Below are 14,499 nucleotides of genomic sequence, written 5' to 3' on the forward strand. Positions count from 1 at the left end.
GACGGGTAAGACGCGGCTTGCGGTCGAGGTGGCGAATCGGGTGGCGGCGGGTGGGCGGGTTCTCGTGGTGGGGCCGACGTTGGAGTTGGTGAAGCCGAACCTGGTCACGTTCCATCTGACTCAACGCCTAGCCCGGCACCTAGTGTTCAATCCCAGGTCACGTTCCCCGCCAGATCAGACACGATTCACCCGTGAAGCGACGGGCCATCAAAAGGCTGCCCAGCCGTCAGCCCCAGGGCTACGCTCAAAGCGACCAATGCCGTCTGCTGGGCTTCCCGTCGAGCACGCCGAAGCGATGCTCATCCTTGCCGCGATCACGCTCATGACCCGCAGGATCGCCCGGCCCACCGCCCGGCCGAACGGTAAAGGTGATCCCGTGGTGGAGGTAGAGCTTGCGCTTGGGTGGACGACGTCAGCCGGCGCTTTCAGCCCGAACTGCCCGTTGATGCTGCGGTGACCGCGCCGGTCGTGCGTGATCAAGGTCTTGGCCTCGGGCAGTCCGCAGGAACCGTCCAGCCTCCTCCTTGGTCCGGTCAGGCCCAGTGCCCAGTCGTCGGCTCTCTGTCCGTACAGACCCGATCACCGGGAAGGCTGAGAAACGTCTGCCGCAGGGTGTTGAGTACGGGGTGCTCGCTGGGAAATGTGAGGGTGTCGATGACGCTGATCGGCCTGATGCCAATGGTGGTATTGGTAGCGAAGGCGGCCTGCATGGCGTCGAGTTGGTCCAGGTGGACGCTGGTCACCATGCACTCGGATTGCTGCTGGAGCAAGGCCATCGAAACGCCGGGCAGCACGTCTCCCTCGGGCCACAGGACGGTGCCGTTGCCATCGACGAAGCCGACATTCCAGGTGCTGCCCTCGGAGATTCGGCCGTTCGCGCCCACGAACAGCGCGTCGTCGTAGCCGTCGAGCAGGGCGGCGCGTCGGTGGTGGAGTGCGCCGAACAGGCCAAGGTGCTTCACCTCGGCCACATCGCGCGTGTACGGGAAGGATTTGACCCGCAGGGGAGGCAACGGCAGAGCTGCGGCAGGTCGATGGGTTATCAGGATCTGGGGGTTGGTGGCCCGGTCAGGGCGCCCCATGTCGAAGTCCGGATCGAAGACTGTCACCCGGACCACGAACGATCCTGTGGTGCCGTCTATGCCGTCTATGCCGTCTATGGCTTCCTTCAGTTGGGAGAGGATCAGCTTCGGGTCCAGTTCAGCACCGAAGACCTGCCGGCAGTCTCGGACCAGTCGGTCCAGATGCAGGGTGAGGCCGCGTATCCGCCGGTTGTCCACGCGCATGGACGTGAAGTGCCCGTAGCCGGTAAGGCCGAGTGCTTGAAAGTCCTCGACAGTTGCCGTGCGTCCATTCAGTAGAGCCATGGTGTCAGTTTCTCAGCCACCGGCAGGGCTGGGGTAATATTTCAGACTTTCTGCGGCTCTATGGTGATTGACTTGGCGTATTACGCGTTGCGGTACGCGACGCGCTTGGCCATGCCTGCCAGTTCGTCCCGCCACACGGCGTCGATGGGCGCTTCGGATATGGCCTTGCAGCCCCGCTCCACGAGGTCGGCGATGTGCTTCTCGACGTCGTTGGGCACGCCCGTGTCCAGCAGGTGGCGGCGCACCTCGTCGCTGGTGTGGCCAGGCTCCGTGATCAGGCCGTGGATGTGATCGTCGCGCTGCATCGCCCAGCCCAGGAGCAGGGTCATCTTGTGCTGGCTGAAGTCGAGGCCCGCAGGCTTGCCGGTGTCGGTCGATTCTCCGAAGGCGTCCAGCAGGTCGTCGCGGAGTTGGAACGCCTCGCCGATCGCCTCGCCGTACTCCTCGAAGGCGGTGGCGAGGTCGCTGCGGTCGGCCAGGCTCGCGCCGACCAGGAGCGGCCGGTGGATGGTGTAGTGGCCGGACTTGGCGAGGGCGATCCACCGGGAGAGCTGGGGGTTGACGGAGAACTCGGCAGCCGCGGCGACGTCCATGTGCTGACCGATGATCAGCTCCGAGCGCAGTTTGTTCCAGGCCGGGACGACCGCGGGCGGGGCGGTGGCCATCAGCTGCTCCGAGTAGACCAACGCCAGGTCGCCCGCGAGGATGGCCACGCTCTCGCCGAAGCGGCGTGACTCGCCCTGCCACGAACGGTTGCGGTGGTGCTCGGAGTGCTTCTCGTGGACGGTCGGGATGCCGCGGCGCTGCGTGGACGCGTCCATCACGTCGTCGTGGATGAGCGCGCAGACGTGCAGCATCTCCAGGGCCGCGGCTGCCTCTACGACGCCGGGCGCGTCGGGGTTGCCGCCGCCGGCGAGGTGGCCGGTGAGGCAGAACGCGGGCCGGATGCGCTTGCCGCCCGACGCGACCATGTCGGACAGTGCGTCGATGGGTACGACGGCCCGGTCCTCCACTTGGGCCCAGATGTCCCGCTCGGCCGTGAGGAAGGTTCGCAGGTGGAGTTCGACGCGCTCCAGCAGGTCCTGGGTGGCGGGGTGCGCGGAGCTGCCCGAAGCGCCCCCGGGACGAGTGGTCATTTCGATGGACACAGATGTCTCCTGGCGTTGTGAGGACGTGCTTGGCATGTGGTCGGAAGGTGGCCTGACGGGCAGTCAGCAACGGCGAAGGCCGCCACCGGGTGGTGGCGGCCTTCGCCGTTGACAGGGAGTACGGGCCGGTCGGGTCAGCCCGCCGGGGTCTGTTCCAGGTCGCGCTGCGGCGTCTTCGGCCTGGCTTCCTCGCGCAGGCCGAAGCGGGCGTGCACCCGCTGGAGCCCTTCGGGGGCCCACCAGGTGGCCTTGCCGCCGAGCCGCATCATGGCGGGCAGCAGCACGCCGCGGATCAGTGTCGCGTCCATCAGGACCGCGAGCGGCAGCCCGACACCGTACGCCTTCACCAGCGAGATGTCCGACACCGTGAACGCGAGGAAGACGATCGCGATGGCGACGGCCGCGGCGGTGACGATCCGGCCCGTGCGCTCCAGGGCGTGGGTCACGGCCTTGGTGGGGGAACCGGTCAGTTCGTACTCCTCCCGCATACGGGAGAGCAGGAACACCTGGTAGTCCATGGCCAGGCCGAAGGCGAGGCCGAAGAGCATCACCGGGACCGTCGCTGCGATGTTGCCCGTTGGTGTGAAGCCGCCGAACAGGCCGGCCAGGTGGCCGTCCTGGAAGATCCACACCAGGGCGCCGAAGGTCGCGGTCAGGCTGAGCAGGCTGAGCACGATGGCCATGACCGGCAGCAGGACGCTTCCGGTGACCAGGAACAGCAGCGCCAGCATCACGATCAGCAGTGAACCCAGCGCGTAGGGCAGCCACTTGACCAGAGCTGATGCCGCGTCCTTGTTGGTGGCCGCCATGCCGCCGACCTGGATGTCGAACGGGGACTTGCCGTCCCTGATCTCGGTGACGGCCTTGTCGGCGACGTCCGGGTCGTCACTGGTCGGCGACACCTGGAAGTAGACGGCGTCCTTGGCGGCGAAGGCCTTCGACTGCGCGCCCGCCGGGGCGACCTGGTCGCCCTTGGCGTAGCTGCCGGTGGAGGTGAGTACCGTCCCGACGCTGGGCAGCGAGGAGAGCTGCTTGGCGTATCCCGTGACGGCCTTCTCGTCGGATGCGCCGTTGGGTGCTACGACCACCAGGGTGTTCTGGCCGCTGCCCTGGAAGTCGTCCTTGACGGCGGTCGAGACCTGGCGTGCGGACGACGAATCCGGCATGACCCGCTCGTCCGGCATCCCGATGTTGATGCCGAGGAAGGGTGCGCCGAGCAGCAGCAGGAACAGTGTGGTGATCGTGGCGAGCGGCAGCGGGCGCCGCATCACGAGCGTCGCCAGGCGGTGCCAGAACCCGTTCTCGGTGTCGCCGCCCGGGTTGGCGGCCTTGGCGGCACGTTTCTTGCGGCCGAAGACCCGGCCCTTGTCGATCTTGTCGCCCAGCATGACCAGCACCGCGGGGAGCACGATCAGCGCGGAGGCGCCGGCCAGCAGGGCCGTCAGCGCACCGGCGTATCCCATGGACCGTACGGCCAGCAGCGGGAACCAGAGCATGGCGCAGGAGGCCACCGCGACCGTGAGCGCGGAGAAGATGACCGTCCGGCCTGCCGATGTCATCGTCGCGCGCAGCGCCAGGTCGGGCTGCTTCCCGGAGGACAACTCCTCCCGGTAGCGGTTGACGAAGAGCAGGCTGTAGTCGATCGCGAGTCCCAGGCCCAGCAGGGTCACGACACTCGCGGCCAGCGAGCCGATGTCGGTCACCCCGGCCAGGACCCACATCAGGCCCATGGTCAGCATCATCGTGATGATGGCGACGATCAGCGGCAGGGAGGCCGAGACCAGGCTGCCGAAGACGAAGACCAGCACGATCAGGGTGAGCGGGATCGCGATGGCCTCTCCGGTCGAGGCGTCCTTCTGTCCCTGCTCCAGCAGTTCGGCCTGGAACTTGGAGTAGCCGCCGAACTTCACGTCGAGACCGGCGTGTTCGCCCTCGTAGGCGTCGGCCAGCTCCGACGCCCGTTTCTGCGACGTCGCCTCGTCTCCGGTCAGCGTGCCGGTGATCAGAGCCTTGTCGCCGTCCTTGCTCTTCATCTGGGACGGTTTGCCCGCCGCCCAGTACGACGTGACGTCGACGAGGCCGGATTCCTTGCCCAGTTCCCGGGTGAGCTTTGTGCCCTCGGCTGCGACCGCCGGGTCGTCCACGTCGCCCTTGACGGTGATGAGCACCGTCATGTTGGGCTGTACCTGGTCGAAGGTGGTGGAGAGGGACTTAACCGCGTGCCCGGACTCGGAGTTCGGGTCCTCGAAGCCTCCCGCGACCAGTTTCCCGAAGAGCGATGTGCTGACTGCCCCCCCGGCCAACGCGAGAAACAAACTGATCACGAGAACCGCGACCCGGCGCCTGATGATGAGCCTGGCCAGTCCGTCAAGCATTTTCCTGTCCTTCCTCAGTACGCGGTATCAGAGGTACCGCTGCCTCATGGACGGATCGGGCCGTGCCGAATGTGACATCGCGGGTACCACCCGGTCGGCCCGGTCACCGACGGGTGCTCTGGCCCGGCGGGTAGGGGCTTTCCCAGGGCAGGAGCGGCGGCTCGGTCAGCGGGGCCCGGCCGGGGCCGCGCAGTGCCCTCAGCACGATGCCGGGCTTGGCCAGTTCGGTGAAGGACGTCGCCAGGGTGAAGGAGCCGACCAGCGCCCTGGCGACGGTGCGCTCGCGCGTCGCGGTGAGCAACATGCGGTCGACCAGCCGTCGCTGGAGCTTGTCCAGGACGGTGGGGCGCGGGCCGATGGCGTCCGGGTACAGCACGTCCTGTGTGGTGGCGATCATCCAGGCGTCCTCGGCGGCCTTGCCGACGGCCTGCTGGATGGCGAAGGCGGCCGCGGGGTCCGCTCCGTGGCGCCGCAGCCCTGCGCGGAGCACGAGTGATCCGCGTGCGGAGACGGTCATGCCGTGCCCGTACACCGGATTGAACGTGGTGACCGCGTCGCCGAGCACGACGAGCCCGGTCGGCCAGAGGGGAAGCCGCTCGAAGTGCCGGCGGCGGTTGCGGGAGCTGCGGTTGCCGTGGATGCGTCCGAGCGGCTCCGCGTTCGCGATCAGGTCGGCGACCAGTGGGTGGCGCACCTCGTGACGTACGTAGTGCTGGAAGCCCTCCTCGTCGGTCGGCGGTTCCCCGCCGCGGGTGCCGCCGAGGGTGACCATCCAGCAGCCGTCCTCGATGGGCAGCAGTGCGACGCCGCGCCCGGGGACGCCGGCCGTCGGGTCGGCGAGGATGTTGACCATCGGGAAGCCCTTCTCGGCCCCCTCCGGTGCGCGGTAGACCCGGGAGGCGTACGCCTCTCCGCAGTCGATGGTCGACTCCTCGACTTCGGGCAGTCCCAGGGCGCGCAGCCAGTGGTCGATCCGGGAGCCGCGCCCGGTGGCGTCGACCACGAAGTCGGCGCCCAGGTCCCGGGTCTCCTTCGTCTCACGGCTCCTGATCCGTACTCCGGTGACCGCGGCGGAGGTGCCGATCAGGTCGTCGGCCTCGTGGTGTTCGACGACGGTGATGCGCTCGTTGCTCAGTGCCTGTTCCCGCACCACCCAGTCGAGGAGGTTGCGGCTGCACGTGTAGGCGTAACGGTCCGATGTGAACCGCTCCATCCAGCCCTGCGGGCTGAGCATCACCGTGTTGCCCGGCAGGTTGTTGCGGTGGGCCCCGGCATCCGTCAGGCGGTCGAGGAAGCCGGGGAGGAGGGAGTCCAGGGCGCGGGCTCCGCCGTCCATCAGCGTGTGGGTGTGCCGGGCCTGCGGGACGCCGGGGCGCTGTTGCGGGGTGTCGGGGAGCCGGTCGCGTTCGATGACCGTGACCGTGTCGACGTGCTGGGCGAGCACGGCGGCGGCGACCATGCCGGTCAGCCCGCCGCCGAGTACCACCGCCGACTTGTGCTGCTCGCTCACTGGATGCGCTCCGGGACCTCGGTGCGGGCGGTGGGCACGGACGGGTTGTCCTGCGCGGCGTGCTTCTTGTGGGGGGTGTCCGCGAAGTGCGGGACAGTGGGGCGGTTCCAGGCCCAGGGGCTCTGGCCCTCCTTGCGGATCTGCACGTAGAGCATCCGGATGTAGACGGCGTCCAGGATGTGCACGCTGATGAAGAGGACGAAGAACAGGTTGTGCCCGGGGAATTCGGCGTACACGGTGGCCGCGGCGCCCATGGAGCCGACCATCTTGGCGATCGCGATGTAGATCGACTGGCCGGCGGACGAGCCACGGGACTTGAGCATGGTGATGAACGCCCAGCTCAGTGGGATGTTGATGATGGTGCCGGTGTACGTGCCGGGGAAGTCACCGATCTCGATCGTGCCGTAGATCACCATGAAGGACGACCACACGAACATGCCGACGAAGGCCCACAGGAAGTTTCGCCTGGTCAGGTTCGGGTGGTCCTTGTGTCCCCAGCGGATGACCTGGGAGATGATGAAGATGTTGAACAGGGCCCAGGAGAAGTTGATGTGACGCTGTGTCGTGTCCTGGTCGAGGATGATCGACAGGTTGAATTCCCAGGCGAAGTTCACCGCCACCAGCAGGGCCGGGACGCCGACGCACTTGTCCTTGTGGCCGCGGTGGAAGGCGAGGGTGTAGGCGACGAGCCAGCCCACCGCCGCCGGGCTCATCAGCGTCCAGAAGATCCAGCGTGCCCGGAAGTTCTCGGGGATGGTGACCGGTACGACGTCCGGCCACGGGATGATGGCGTCCGGCAGCCACCGCAGGTATTCGTCGATCATTGTCGTCTTCCTTCGTCCAGGGGGAATCGGCCGCGGGGGGTGGGGAGCGGGGGCCGGGTCAGGTCCATCGGCCTGTGCCGAACGTCCGGTCCGAGCCGAGGACCATCTCGCGCAGCTCGTGCCGTCGGACCTTCCAGGTGGCGGTGCGGGGCAGGTCCTCCCACGGCACCAGGTGCGGCTGGGCGAGTTCCGGCAGCCCGGTTGTCGCCCGCTGCCACTCCTCGGGCGTGATCTGGTTGTCGCGCATGGACAGCACCGGCACCGGGGGGCCCTCCTGCGCGCCGAGCACGACCACCTCGTGGGCCCGCCGCAGCCGGTCCAGGAGCAGGCTCTCCAGTTCGATGCTGCTCAGTCCGGGGACCAGGTCGACCTCGCGGTCCAGGGTGCGGATCCGGCCGAGCCGGTCCCGGCGGCCGAGGTCACCGGTGTTCCACCACTTGCCTTCGACCTTCTCCAGGTAGCGCTCGGGCTCGCCCATGTAGGTCAGGCAGCGGGCCTTGCCCGCGACCATGAGCAGGCCGGTCTCGCCGCGCTTCTTGCGCCGCCCGGTGACCGGGTCCACCACCTTCACCGGGGCGGCGGGCGGCCAGCCGACGTTTGATCCGTCGCGGAAGCCCTGCCAGTTGCGGGCCTGGCGGCGGGTGAAGACGTTCATCGAGATCCCGGCGATCTCGGACTGGCCGTGGCCGGTCGCCCAGATCGGGAAGCGGGCGCGCGACACGTCGAGGAACGTGCGGATGGTCCGCCGGTGGACCGCGTCGAACGTGCTGTTGTACCTGAGTACTTGGGCGAACAGTTCCGGCCTGCTGTCGGCCAGCTCCTCCCAGCGCTGGAACATGTTCGGCAGGGCCTCGAGCGAGGTGGGCCGGTGGGTGGCGAGGACCTCGGCCACGTTGTCCAGATCCGGGTCGGACATGATCACGGTCTTGCGGGGGGCCAGCGAGAGCTGGCCGTTCGTCCACGACAGCAGCCGGTTGTGGACGTACGAGAAGCAGCCCGCGACCACGTCGCCTCGGCCCGAGGTGATGCCGGGTATCCGCTTGGACTCCAGCTGGAAGGAGAACCTGCCGAGGCTGGTGCCGGCCGCGTGCACCACCAGTTTGGGCGTTCCCGTGGTCCCCGAGGTGTGGGTGACGATCATCGGCTCGTCGTCCGGCCGCAGCCGTACGCCCGGGTCGGCCGCTCCTCTGAGGTCTGCCAGCGGGACGGCTCCCTGCGGCAGTTCGGTGTCGAGTTCGCCGGTGACAACCACGCCGACGCCGGCCGGGACGATCTCGATGCTCTCCTTGGCCGCCCGCGCCAGGACGTCGGACGACGTCACGAGGACCTTGGGGGCGGCCCGCTCCAGCATGACCCGCAGCTGCGCCGGGGGGACGAACGGCGAGATCATCACGGGCAGGACGCCGGTCCTGGCCGCGGCGGAGGCCAGCAGGACCATGTCGAAGTGGTTGTCCTTGACGACCGCCACGGTGTCGCCGTAGCGCAGCCCCGCTGCCTGGAGCCAGCCCGAGATGGCCTGGACCTCGGCCGAGATCGCCCGTCCGCTGTAGACCGTGCCCTTTTCGGGGGCGACGTCGAAGGGCCGGTCGAGGTGGAACTCGGTCTGCTTGCTGTTCTGGGCGTGCCAGTCGAAGAGCAGTCCGAGGTTGATGGGCTTGCGGCGATGCGACGCCATGGTGGGTGACACCCTTCTAAAGAACGGTCAGGACGGGGATGAGGAGACCCAGGAAGCCGGCGTCGTACGCGAGGAGCCCCAACTTGCGCGCCTTGAGCCACTGTTCGCGCAGCGGCCCTTCGCGCAGCTGGGCCAGGTGCAGGGCGATCGCGGGCAGCATCGTCAGGGCGGTCCACCACGGCAGGCGCGTCCCCAGGGCGAGGGCGCAGACGATCCCCGTGGACAGCAGGAAGAACACGGCCATCGCCGACTTGTAGACAGCCGGTGGGGTGGTGGCCGCCAGGGTCCGGCGCCCGACCGTGCGGTCCCCTGCCGCGTCGTTGACGTTGGAGTAGCTGCTCACCATCACCAGCCAGAGGCCGAGCAGCAGCGCGACCAGGACCGCCTCCGTCGACCAGCCCCGGTGCGCGGCGGTGTAGGGGGCGAGCAGCCCGGCCGTCGTTCCCAGGCACAGCAGCGTTTCCCCGCCGCCGGGGTAGTAGCTGAACCGCAGCCCCGCTGAGTACTGCACGCTGGCCAGCAGGCCGCCGCCGTACAGGAGGTAGGACCACAGGGGTGCCTGCCAGTCCAGTACCCAGAACGCGCCGGTGCCTGCGAGTACGGCGACCGCGGCGGCCGAGGCGACGAAGGCCACCGCCTGGCGTTCGGTGACCGCCCCGCTGAGCAGCGGCTTGCCGCGGATGCTGCGCCGTGTCTCGCCGCTGGTGTAGTTCTGCGCGTCGCTGCCGTTGCGGAAGCCGACCAGGTCGTCGGCCGCGCAGGTGCAGGTCACGATGCCCATCGAGCCGATCAGGAACAGCAGCATCGCGGCCGTTGTGCCGGGGCGTTCGCGGATCTGGGGGGTGAGCAGCAGCCAGGCCATGGCCCACCCGTAGTAGTGCGGGTACACGAAGATCTTCGACAGCCGGAACAGGCCGCGCAGGAGGTCCCCGGTGGTTTGTGGCCGTACGGCTTCGTGCTGGTCGCTCAGGACTGACATGAACGGTTCCCTCCCCTGCCCGCGAAGCTGCGGGACATACCCACGTACCGCTCGGCGAACTGCCGTGCGGCGGCGGGTGAATCGACGATGGCGGCCAGTCGCGCCTGCTGGAGCCGGGTGGCGTACGCCTCGTCGTCGGGCCGCCGGTGCAGCAGGTCGGCCATCCAGTCGGAGAATTCCTCGGCCTCCCAGATGCTCGGCAGCCGCCGGTCCGAGTAGTCGTCCATCGGGGCGCGGTCGCCGCTGCCGTACCAGGCGTGGAAGGCCTCGCTGAGCACCTGGACGTCCTCCACCGCCAAGTTGAGTCCCTTGGCGGCCGTGGGGGGCACGATGTGTGCGGCGTCGCCGGCGAGGAACAGGGAGCCGTGCCGCATCGGCTCCGCCACGTACGAGCGCAGTGTCACCAGTGACTTCTCCAGGACGGGCCCCTCCGTCAGCTCCGCCTCGCCGTCGACGGCCAGGCGTGCACGCAGTTCCTTCCAGATCCGGTCGTCCAGCCACTCCTGCACCGCATCTCCCGGGTCCACCTGGAGGTAGAGCCGGGAGATCTGGGGGGAGCGCATACTGGCCAGGGCGAAGCCCCGCTCGTGTGTGGCATAGACCAGCTCGCGTGCGACGGGCGGGGCGGCCGCGAGGATGCCCAGCCAGGCGCAGGGGTAGCGGCGTTCGTACGCCGGCTTCGCCCCGGCCGGGAGGGAGCGGCGTGCGGCTCCGTGGAATCCGTCGCAGCCGGCGACGAAGTCGCAGGTGATGTCCGTGAGGTGTCCGTCGAGCGTGCACCGCACGGTGGAAGGACCGTCGCCCTCGGCCATGTCCAGCGCGACGTCGTCGACCTCGAACCGCAGGTCGGCGCCCGCCTCATGGCGGGCTTTGATCAGGTCCTTGACCAGCTCCTGCTGTCCGTACACATAGGTGCTGCGGCCGGTCAGTTCGTGGAACGGCAGTCGGTGCCTGCTGCCGTCGATCCGCAGCTCGAGGCCCTCGTGCCGGAGCGCTTCCCGGTCGAGCCGGTCGGCGAGGGAGGCCCGCCTGAGCAGTTCGACCGTGCCGTGCTCCAGCAGCCCGGCGCGCACCCGCCGTTCGACGTACTGCTTGCTGCGGCGCTCCAGCACGATGGAGTCGATGCCCTGCTGGTGCAGCAGGTGGGAGAGCAGCAGGCCAGCGGGGCCGGCTCCGATGATGGCAATCTGTGTTCTGAGCCGGTTCACGGCCTACTCCTTGTTCCTCGGCGGCAGTGGCGGCAGCGTCCGGGTCAGGGCGCGGTCCACCAGGGGACCGGCCGCCCCGGTGTAGTGCTCGGCGGTGCACAGATCGGTGAGGCGGGCGTCCGGCAGCCCGTCGCGCACCCGTGTGTCGTCGCGCAGGATCAGCGCCAGCGGCTCGCCGGTGCGTGCGGCCCGCCGGGATGCCTCGGCGAGCAGCTGTTTGGCCGCCGCCCTGCCGATCAGCGGGGCGAGGGCGGCGGCGACCCTCTCGGAGACGATCTGCCCGCCGGTGAGTTCGGTGTTGGCGCGCATACGTGCCGGGTCGACCGACAGCTGCCCGGTGAGCTCGACGGCCTGGTGGGCGGCGCCCGCGGTCAGCCGCAGCAGGGCGCGCAGCGGCTCCCACTCCGCGTGCCAGGCCCCGGCAGAGCGTTCGTCCTCGCTCATGAGGCAGGTCAGGACCGTCGCGGTGAGGTTCGGCGTCTGGAGTGCGGCGGAGCGGACGGCGGTGGCGAGCACGGGGTTGCGTTTGTGCGGCATGGCCGAGGAGGCGCCCCGTCCGGCGGGGGCCGGTTCGTGGATCTCGGCGACCTCGGTCCGGGTCAGTGACAGCACGTCGACCGCGATCTTCCCGAGGGCTCCGGTGACGTATGCGGTGGCGGTGGCCAGGTCCGTCACGGGCGTGCGCAGGGTCTGCCACGGCAGGAGGGGTGCGGTCAGGCCCAGTTCGTCCGCGAACGCCTCGGTGAGCGCCCGGGTGTACGCGGCGGGATCGGCACCGGGGGCGTGTTCCAGGTAGCCGGCCAGGGTGCCGGCCGCTCCGCCCAGCTGGACGGGCAGGCCGCTCTCGCGGAGCCGCGTCAGTTTGCGGGCGCCGTCCAGGACCAGTTGGCGCCAGCCCGCGGCCTTGAGGCCGAACGTGATGGGGACCGCGTGGAGGGCCAGGGTGCGGCCCGCCATGAGGGTGTCCCGGTGTTCGGCGGCGAGTGCGGCCAGCGCCCCGGCCGTGCGGTCGAGGTCGGTGAGGATCAGGTCCAGCGCCCGGTCCGCCACCAGCATGGTCGCCGTGTCGAGGATGTCCTGGCTGGTCGACCCCAGGTGTACGTAGGGGGCTGCATGCGGGTGCCGGTCCGCCACGAGGGCGGTGAACTCCCTTACCAGCGCCACCACGGGGTTGGCGGACTGGCGTGCCTCGCCGGCCAGCGCCACCAGGTCCAGGTGCTCCGCCCGCGCCGACCGGGTGATCGCGTCGGCCGCGTCGCCGGGGACCGTACCGAGCCGGGCCTGCGCCCGGCTCAGCGCCGCCTCGGTGTCCAGCATGGCCTGGAGCCATGCCTGGTCGGACACCGCGGCCTGTCCGGGCGCACCGGCCCAGACCGGGGAGAGCAGTCCGGATTCCAGCAGCATCTGTCGTCCTCACGTCTTTCTCGTCATGGGTGGATCAGGCGGCCGTCTCGCCCAGGCCGTCCGCCGCGTCCAGCTGCTGCCCGGTACCGCAGGCGAGCGCTGCGCGGGCGATGGCGTCGGAGTCGGTCAGCGTCACCGAGTTGACGCAGGGGCGGATGCCCGCCGCGGTGACCCAGTGCACGGACTCGGTGGGCACGCCGAAGGCGAAGCGGCGCGGGTGGGCGCGGTCCGCGGCGTCCAGCAGGTGGAAGGGGCGCGGGGTGACGGCCACTCCGTCCGTCTCGTACCGGCCTCCGTCCGGGGTGCCGATGCGGTACGTGGTGCACTGCCCGGTGGCGAGCAGGTGGCGCAGCAGGTCGTCGTCGGTGCGGCGCAGGGTGATGTCGGGCAGCCGTGCCTCGATGAGGACGGGGGCCGATATGTGGGAGGCGGGCACCAGGGGGGAGCTCGCGGTGTATCCGTTCTCGTCGGCCGTCACCCGCATACCGGGGCCGACGATGTGCAGCACACCGGCCTCGATGAGGGCGATCAGTTCCTCGATCCGCCGTGCGGGCGGGCCGATCGACAGGTAGGCGTTCAGCGGGGTGTACCAGCGGTCGAGGTCGTCGCGGTGCGAATCGCCGTGCAGGCCGCCGTGGTCGACGGCGAGACGGATCTCGTTGCGCAGGTCCCGCATGACGTCGAGAGCGGCCTTGAGGGGGCCGCTGACGTTGCCGGCCTGGGCCTCCGTGAGGTCCTGGCGCAGGTGGTCGAGCAGCCAGTGGGTGAAGTCCGCGGGTCCGGTGAACTCGCGGCGCAGGTAGGGCCTGGCGAGCTGTTCCCAGTCCCAGCGGTCCTTGTCGCTGATGCCGTGGGCGTCGAGGATCTCCCTGGTGTGGCGCTCGTGCGTCGCGGCGTTCAGGTAGGCGCTCTGGAAGGCGTCGGCCTGGGCCGTGTGCCCGCGCGCGGTGAGCAGCGCCCGGTAGTAGACGACCTCGACCTCCCGGGTGATCAGCGGCCACAGGTCGTGTGTGAAGTCGACCCCGGACGGACCTTTGGCGCGGCGTAGTTCGGCGATGCGTCCGGTGGTGAGCAGCAGTGGCTCGTGGCGGCCGTTGGGGCCCTTCTCGTTCGCGCCGCGTGCCTGGTAGGGGATCCCGCGGCGTGATCCGGCGTAGATCAGGGGCTCGTTTCCGGAGCGGTGGTAGAGGAGCCGGCCCTCGCGCCGGGTGAATGTGCCGCCGCGGCCCGCGGTGAGCAGGGCCATGTAGTCGAAGAAGTTGAGGCCGAGCCCGCGCAGGATCACCTTGGTGCCCGGGGCGTGGTCGCCGAGGTCCACGTCCGCGGGGTTGGCGGGCTCTATGCGGGTCAGCCCGAGTTCCCCCGCTCGGGCGGCGAAGCGCTGTTCGGCGAGGCCGGCGCGGGCCGGGAGGTGGCCCTGGCACAGGATCACCGCGTCGAGGTCCTCGAGGTGGGTTCCGTTGTCCAGCCGCACCTGCTGGCGGGGGCCGTTGGGTCCCTGTGCGGCCGGGCCGTCGTCCAGGGTGAGGGCGAGGGCCCGGTGCACGGTGACGGTCACGCCCACGGGTTTGCGGCCGATGGTGCGCCGGTAGGCCCACTGGAGGTAGTGCCCGTACAGGGCGCGGGTCGGGTAGGTGTCGGGGCCCAGGTCCCGGATCTCTTCGGTGATTTCCGGGGGGTGGCCCGCTGCCCCGTCCGCCGGGAGCGATGTGGCCCATTCGTGCAGGCTCGGGCCTGGTTGGAGCGGGCCCTGGAGGTCCACGCTCGCGTCGGTGAACACCGATATCTGGCCGGCCACGGTGTTCATGAGCAGGTGGTGGGACTGGTCGGTCCGCCATACCCGTCCGGATCCGGGCGGGTACGGGTCGACCACGTGGATGTGGAGGGTGGGGCCCGGGACGGCGGAGCGGGCGTTGGCGCAGAGCCGCTCCAGTACGGAAAGTCCCCGCGGTCCCGCGCCGATCACGCACACCGTGTCGTGTCCTGCGCTCATGCCTGGTGTGCACCCT

Annotated in this window: 11 protein-coding genes; 1 reads left to right on the forward strand and 10 read right to left on the reverse strand. The window is 69.6% G+C overall.

What is annotated here, in order from left to right; all coding sequences use genetic code 11:
* On the forward strand, positions 1 to 457 hold a 457-nt coding region (locus ACGFSB_RS33890), incomplete at its 5' end, for a hypothetical protein (protein ID WP_393407384.1).
* A 76-nt stretch (positions 458 to 533) separates the two neighbouring features.
* Here the strand turns inward: ACGFSB_RS33890 and ACGFSB_RS33895 are convergent.
* The 10 genes from ACGFSB_RS33895 to ACGFSB_RS33940 form a co-directional block, all read right to left on the reverse strand.
* Positions 534 to 1,367, reverse strand: coding sequence for an aminotransferase class IV family protein (locus ACGFSB_RS33895; RefSeq protein ID WP_393407386.1), 834 nt, complete (start codon positions 1,365 to 1,367; stop codon positions 534 to 536).
* 80 nt (positions 1,368 to 1,447) lie between these two features.
* On the reverse strand, positions 1,448 to 2,515 hold the full coding sequence (locus ACGFSB_RS33900) for a polyprenyl synthetase family protein (protein WP_393407389.1): 1,068 nt from the start codon (positions 2,513 to 2,515) through the stop codon (positions 1,448 to 1,450).
* Between the two features lie 134 nt (positions 2,516 to 2,649).
* Positions 2,650 to 4,890 carry an MMPL family transporter gene (locus tag ACGFSB_RS33905; RefSeq protein ID WP_393407391.1) on the reverse strand — a complete coding sequence of 747 codons (2,241 nt, stop codon included), beginning with the start codon at positions 4,888 to 4,890 and terminating at the stop codon, positions 2,650 to 2,652.
* 103 nt (positions 4,891 to 4,993) lie between these two features.
* Positions 4,994 to 6,400, reverse strand: a complete 1,407-nt coding sequence (locus ACGFSB_RS33910; protein WP_393407393.1) for an FAD-dependent oxidoreductase — start codon at positions 6,398 to 6,400, stop codon at positions 4,994 to 4,996.
* On the reverse strand, positions 6,397 to 7,224 hold the full coding sequence (locus ACGFSB_RS33915; protein WP_393407396.1) for a hypothetical protein: 828 nt from the start codon (positions 7,222 to 7,224) through the stop codon (positions 6,397 to 6,399). Before ACGFSB_RS33915 ends, ACGFSB_RS33910 begins: the two co-directional genes overlap by 4 nt.
* Before the next feature lie 58 nt (positions 7,225 to 7,282).
* Positions 7,283 to 8,899, reverse strand: coding sequence for an AMP-binding protein (locus tag ACGFSB_RS33920; RefSeq protein WP_393407398.1), 1,617 nt, complete (start codon positions 8,897 to 8,899; stop codon positions 7,283 to 7,285).
* A 16-nt stretch (positions 8,900 to 8,915) separates the two neighbouring features.
* Positions 8,916 to 9,878 carry a UbiA family prenyltransferase gene (locus tag ACGFSB_RS33925; protein ID WP_393407400.1) on the reverse strand — a complete coding sequence of 321 codons (963 nt, stop codon included), beginning with the start codon at positions 9,876 to 9,878 and terminating at the stop codon, positions 8,916 to 8,918.
* On the reverse strand, positions 9,866 to 11,086 hold the full coding sequence (locus ACGFSB_RS33930; protein ID WP_393407402.1) for a 4-hydroxybenzoate 3-monooxygenase: 1,221 nt from the start codon (positions 11,084 to 11,086) through the stop codon (positions 9,866 to 9,868). Before ACGFSB_RS33930 ends, ACGFSB_RS33925 begins: the two co-directional genes overlap by 13 nt.
* A 3-nt stretch (positions 11,087 to 11,089) precedes the next feature.
* Entirely contained in the window at positions 11,090 to 12,490 is a 1,401-nt protein-coding gene (gene pcaB / locus ACGFSB_RS33935; RefSeq protein ID WP_393407404.1) for a 3-carboxy-cis,cis-muconate cycloisomerase, read from the reverse strand.
* Between the two features lie 34 nt (positions 12,491 to 12,524).
* On the reverse strand, positions 12,525 to 14,483 hold the full coding sequence (locus ACGFSB_RS33940; RefSeq protein WP_393407406.1) for an FAD/NAD(P)-binding protein: 1,959 nt from the start codon (positions 14,481 to 14,483) through the stop codon (positions 12,525 to 12,527).
* Between the last annotated feature and the right edge of the window lie 16 nt (positions 14,484 to 14,499).

The organism is Streptomyces sp. NPDC048441, from assembly GCF_043200235.1.
GTDB lineage: Bacteria > Actinomycetota > Actinomycetes > Streptomycetales > Streptomycetaceae > Streptomyces.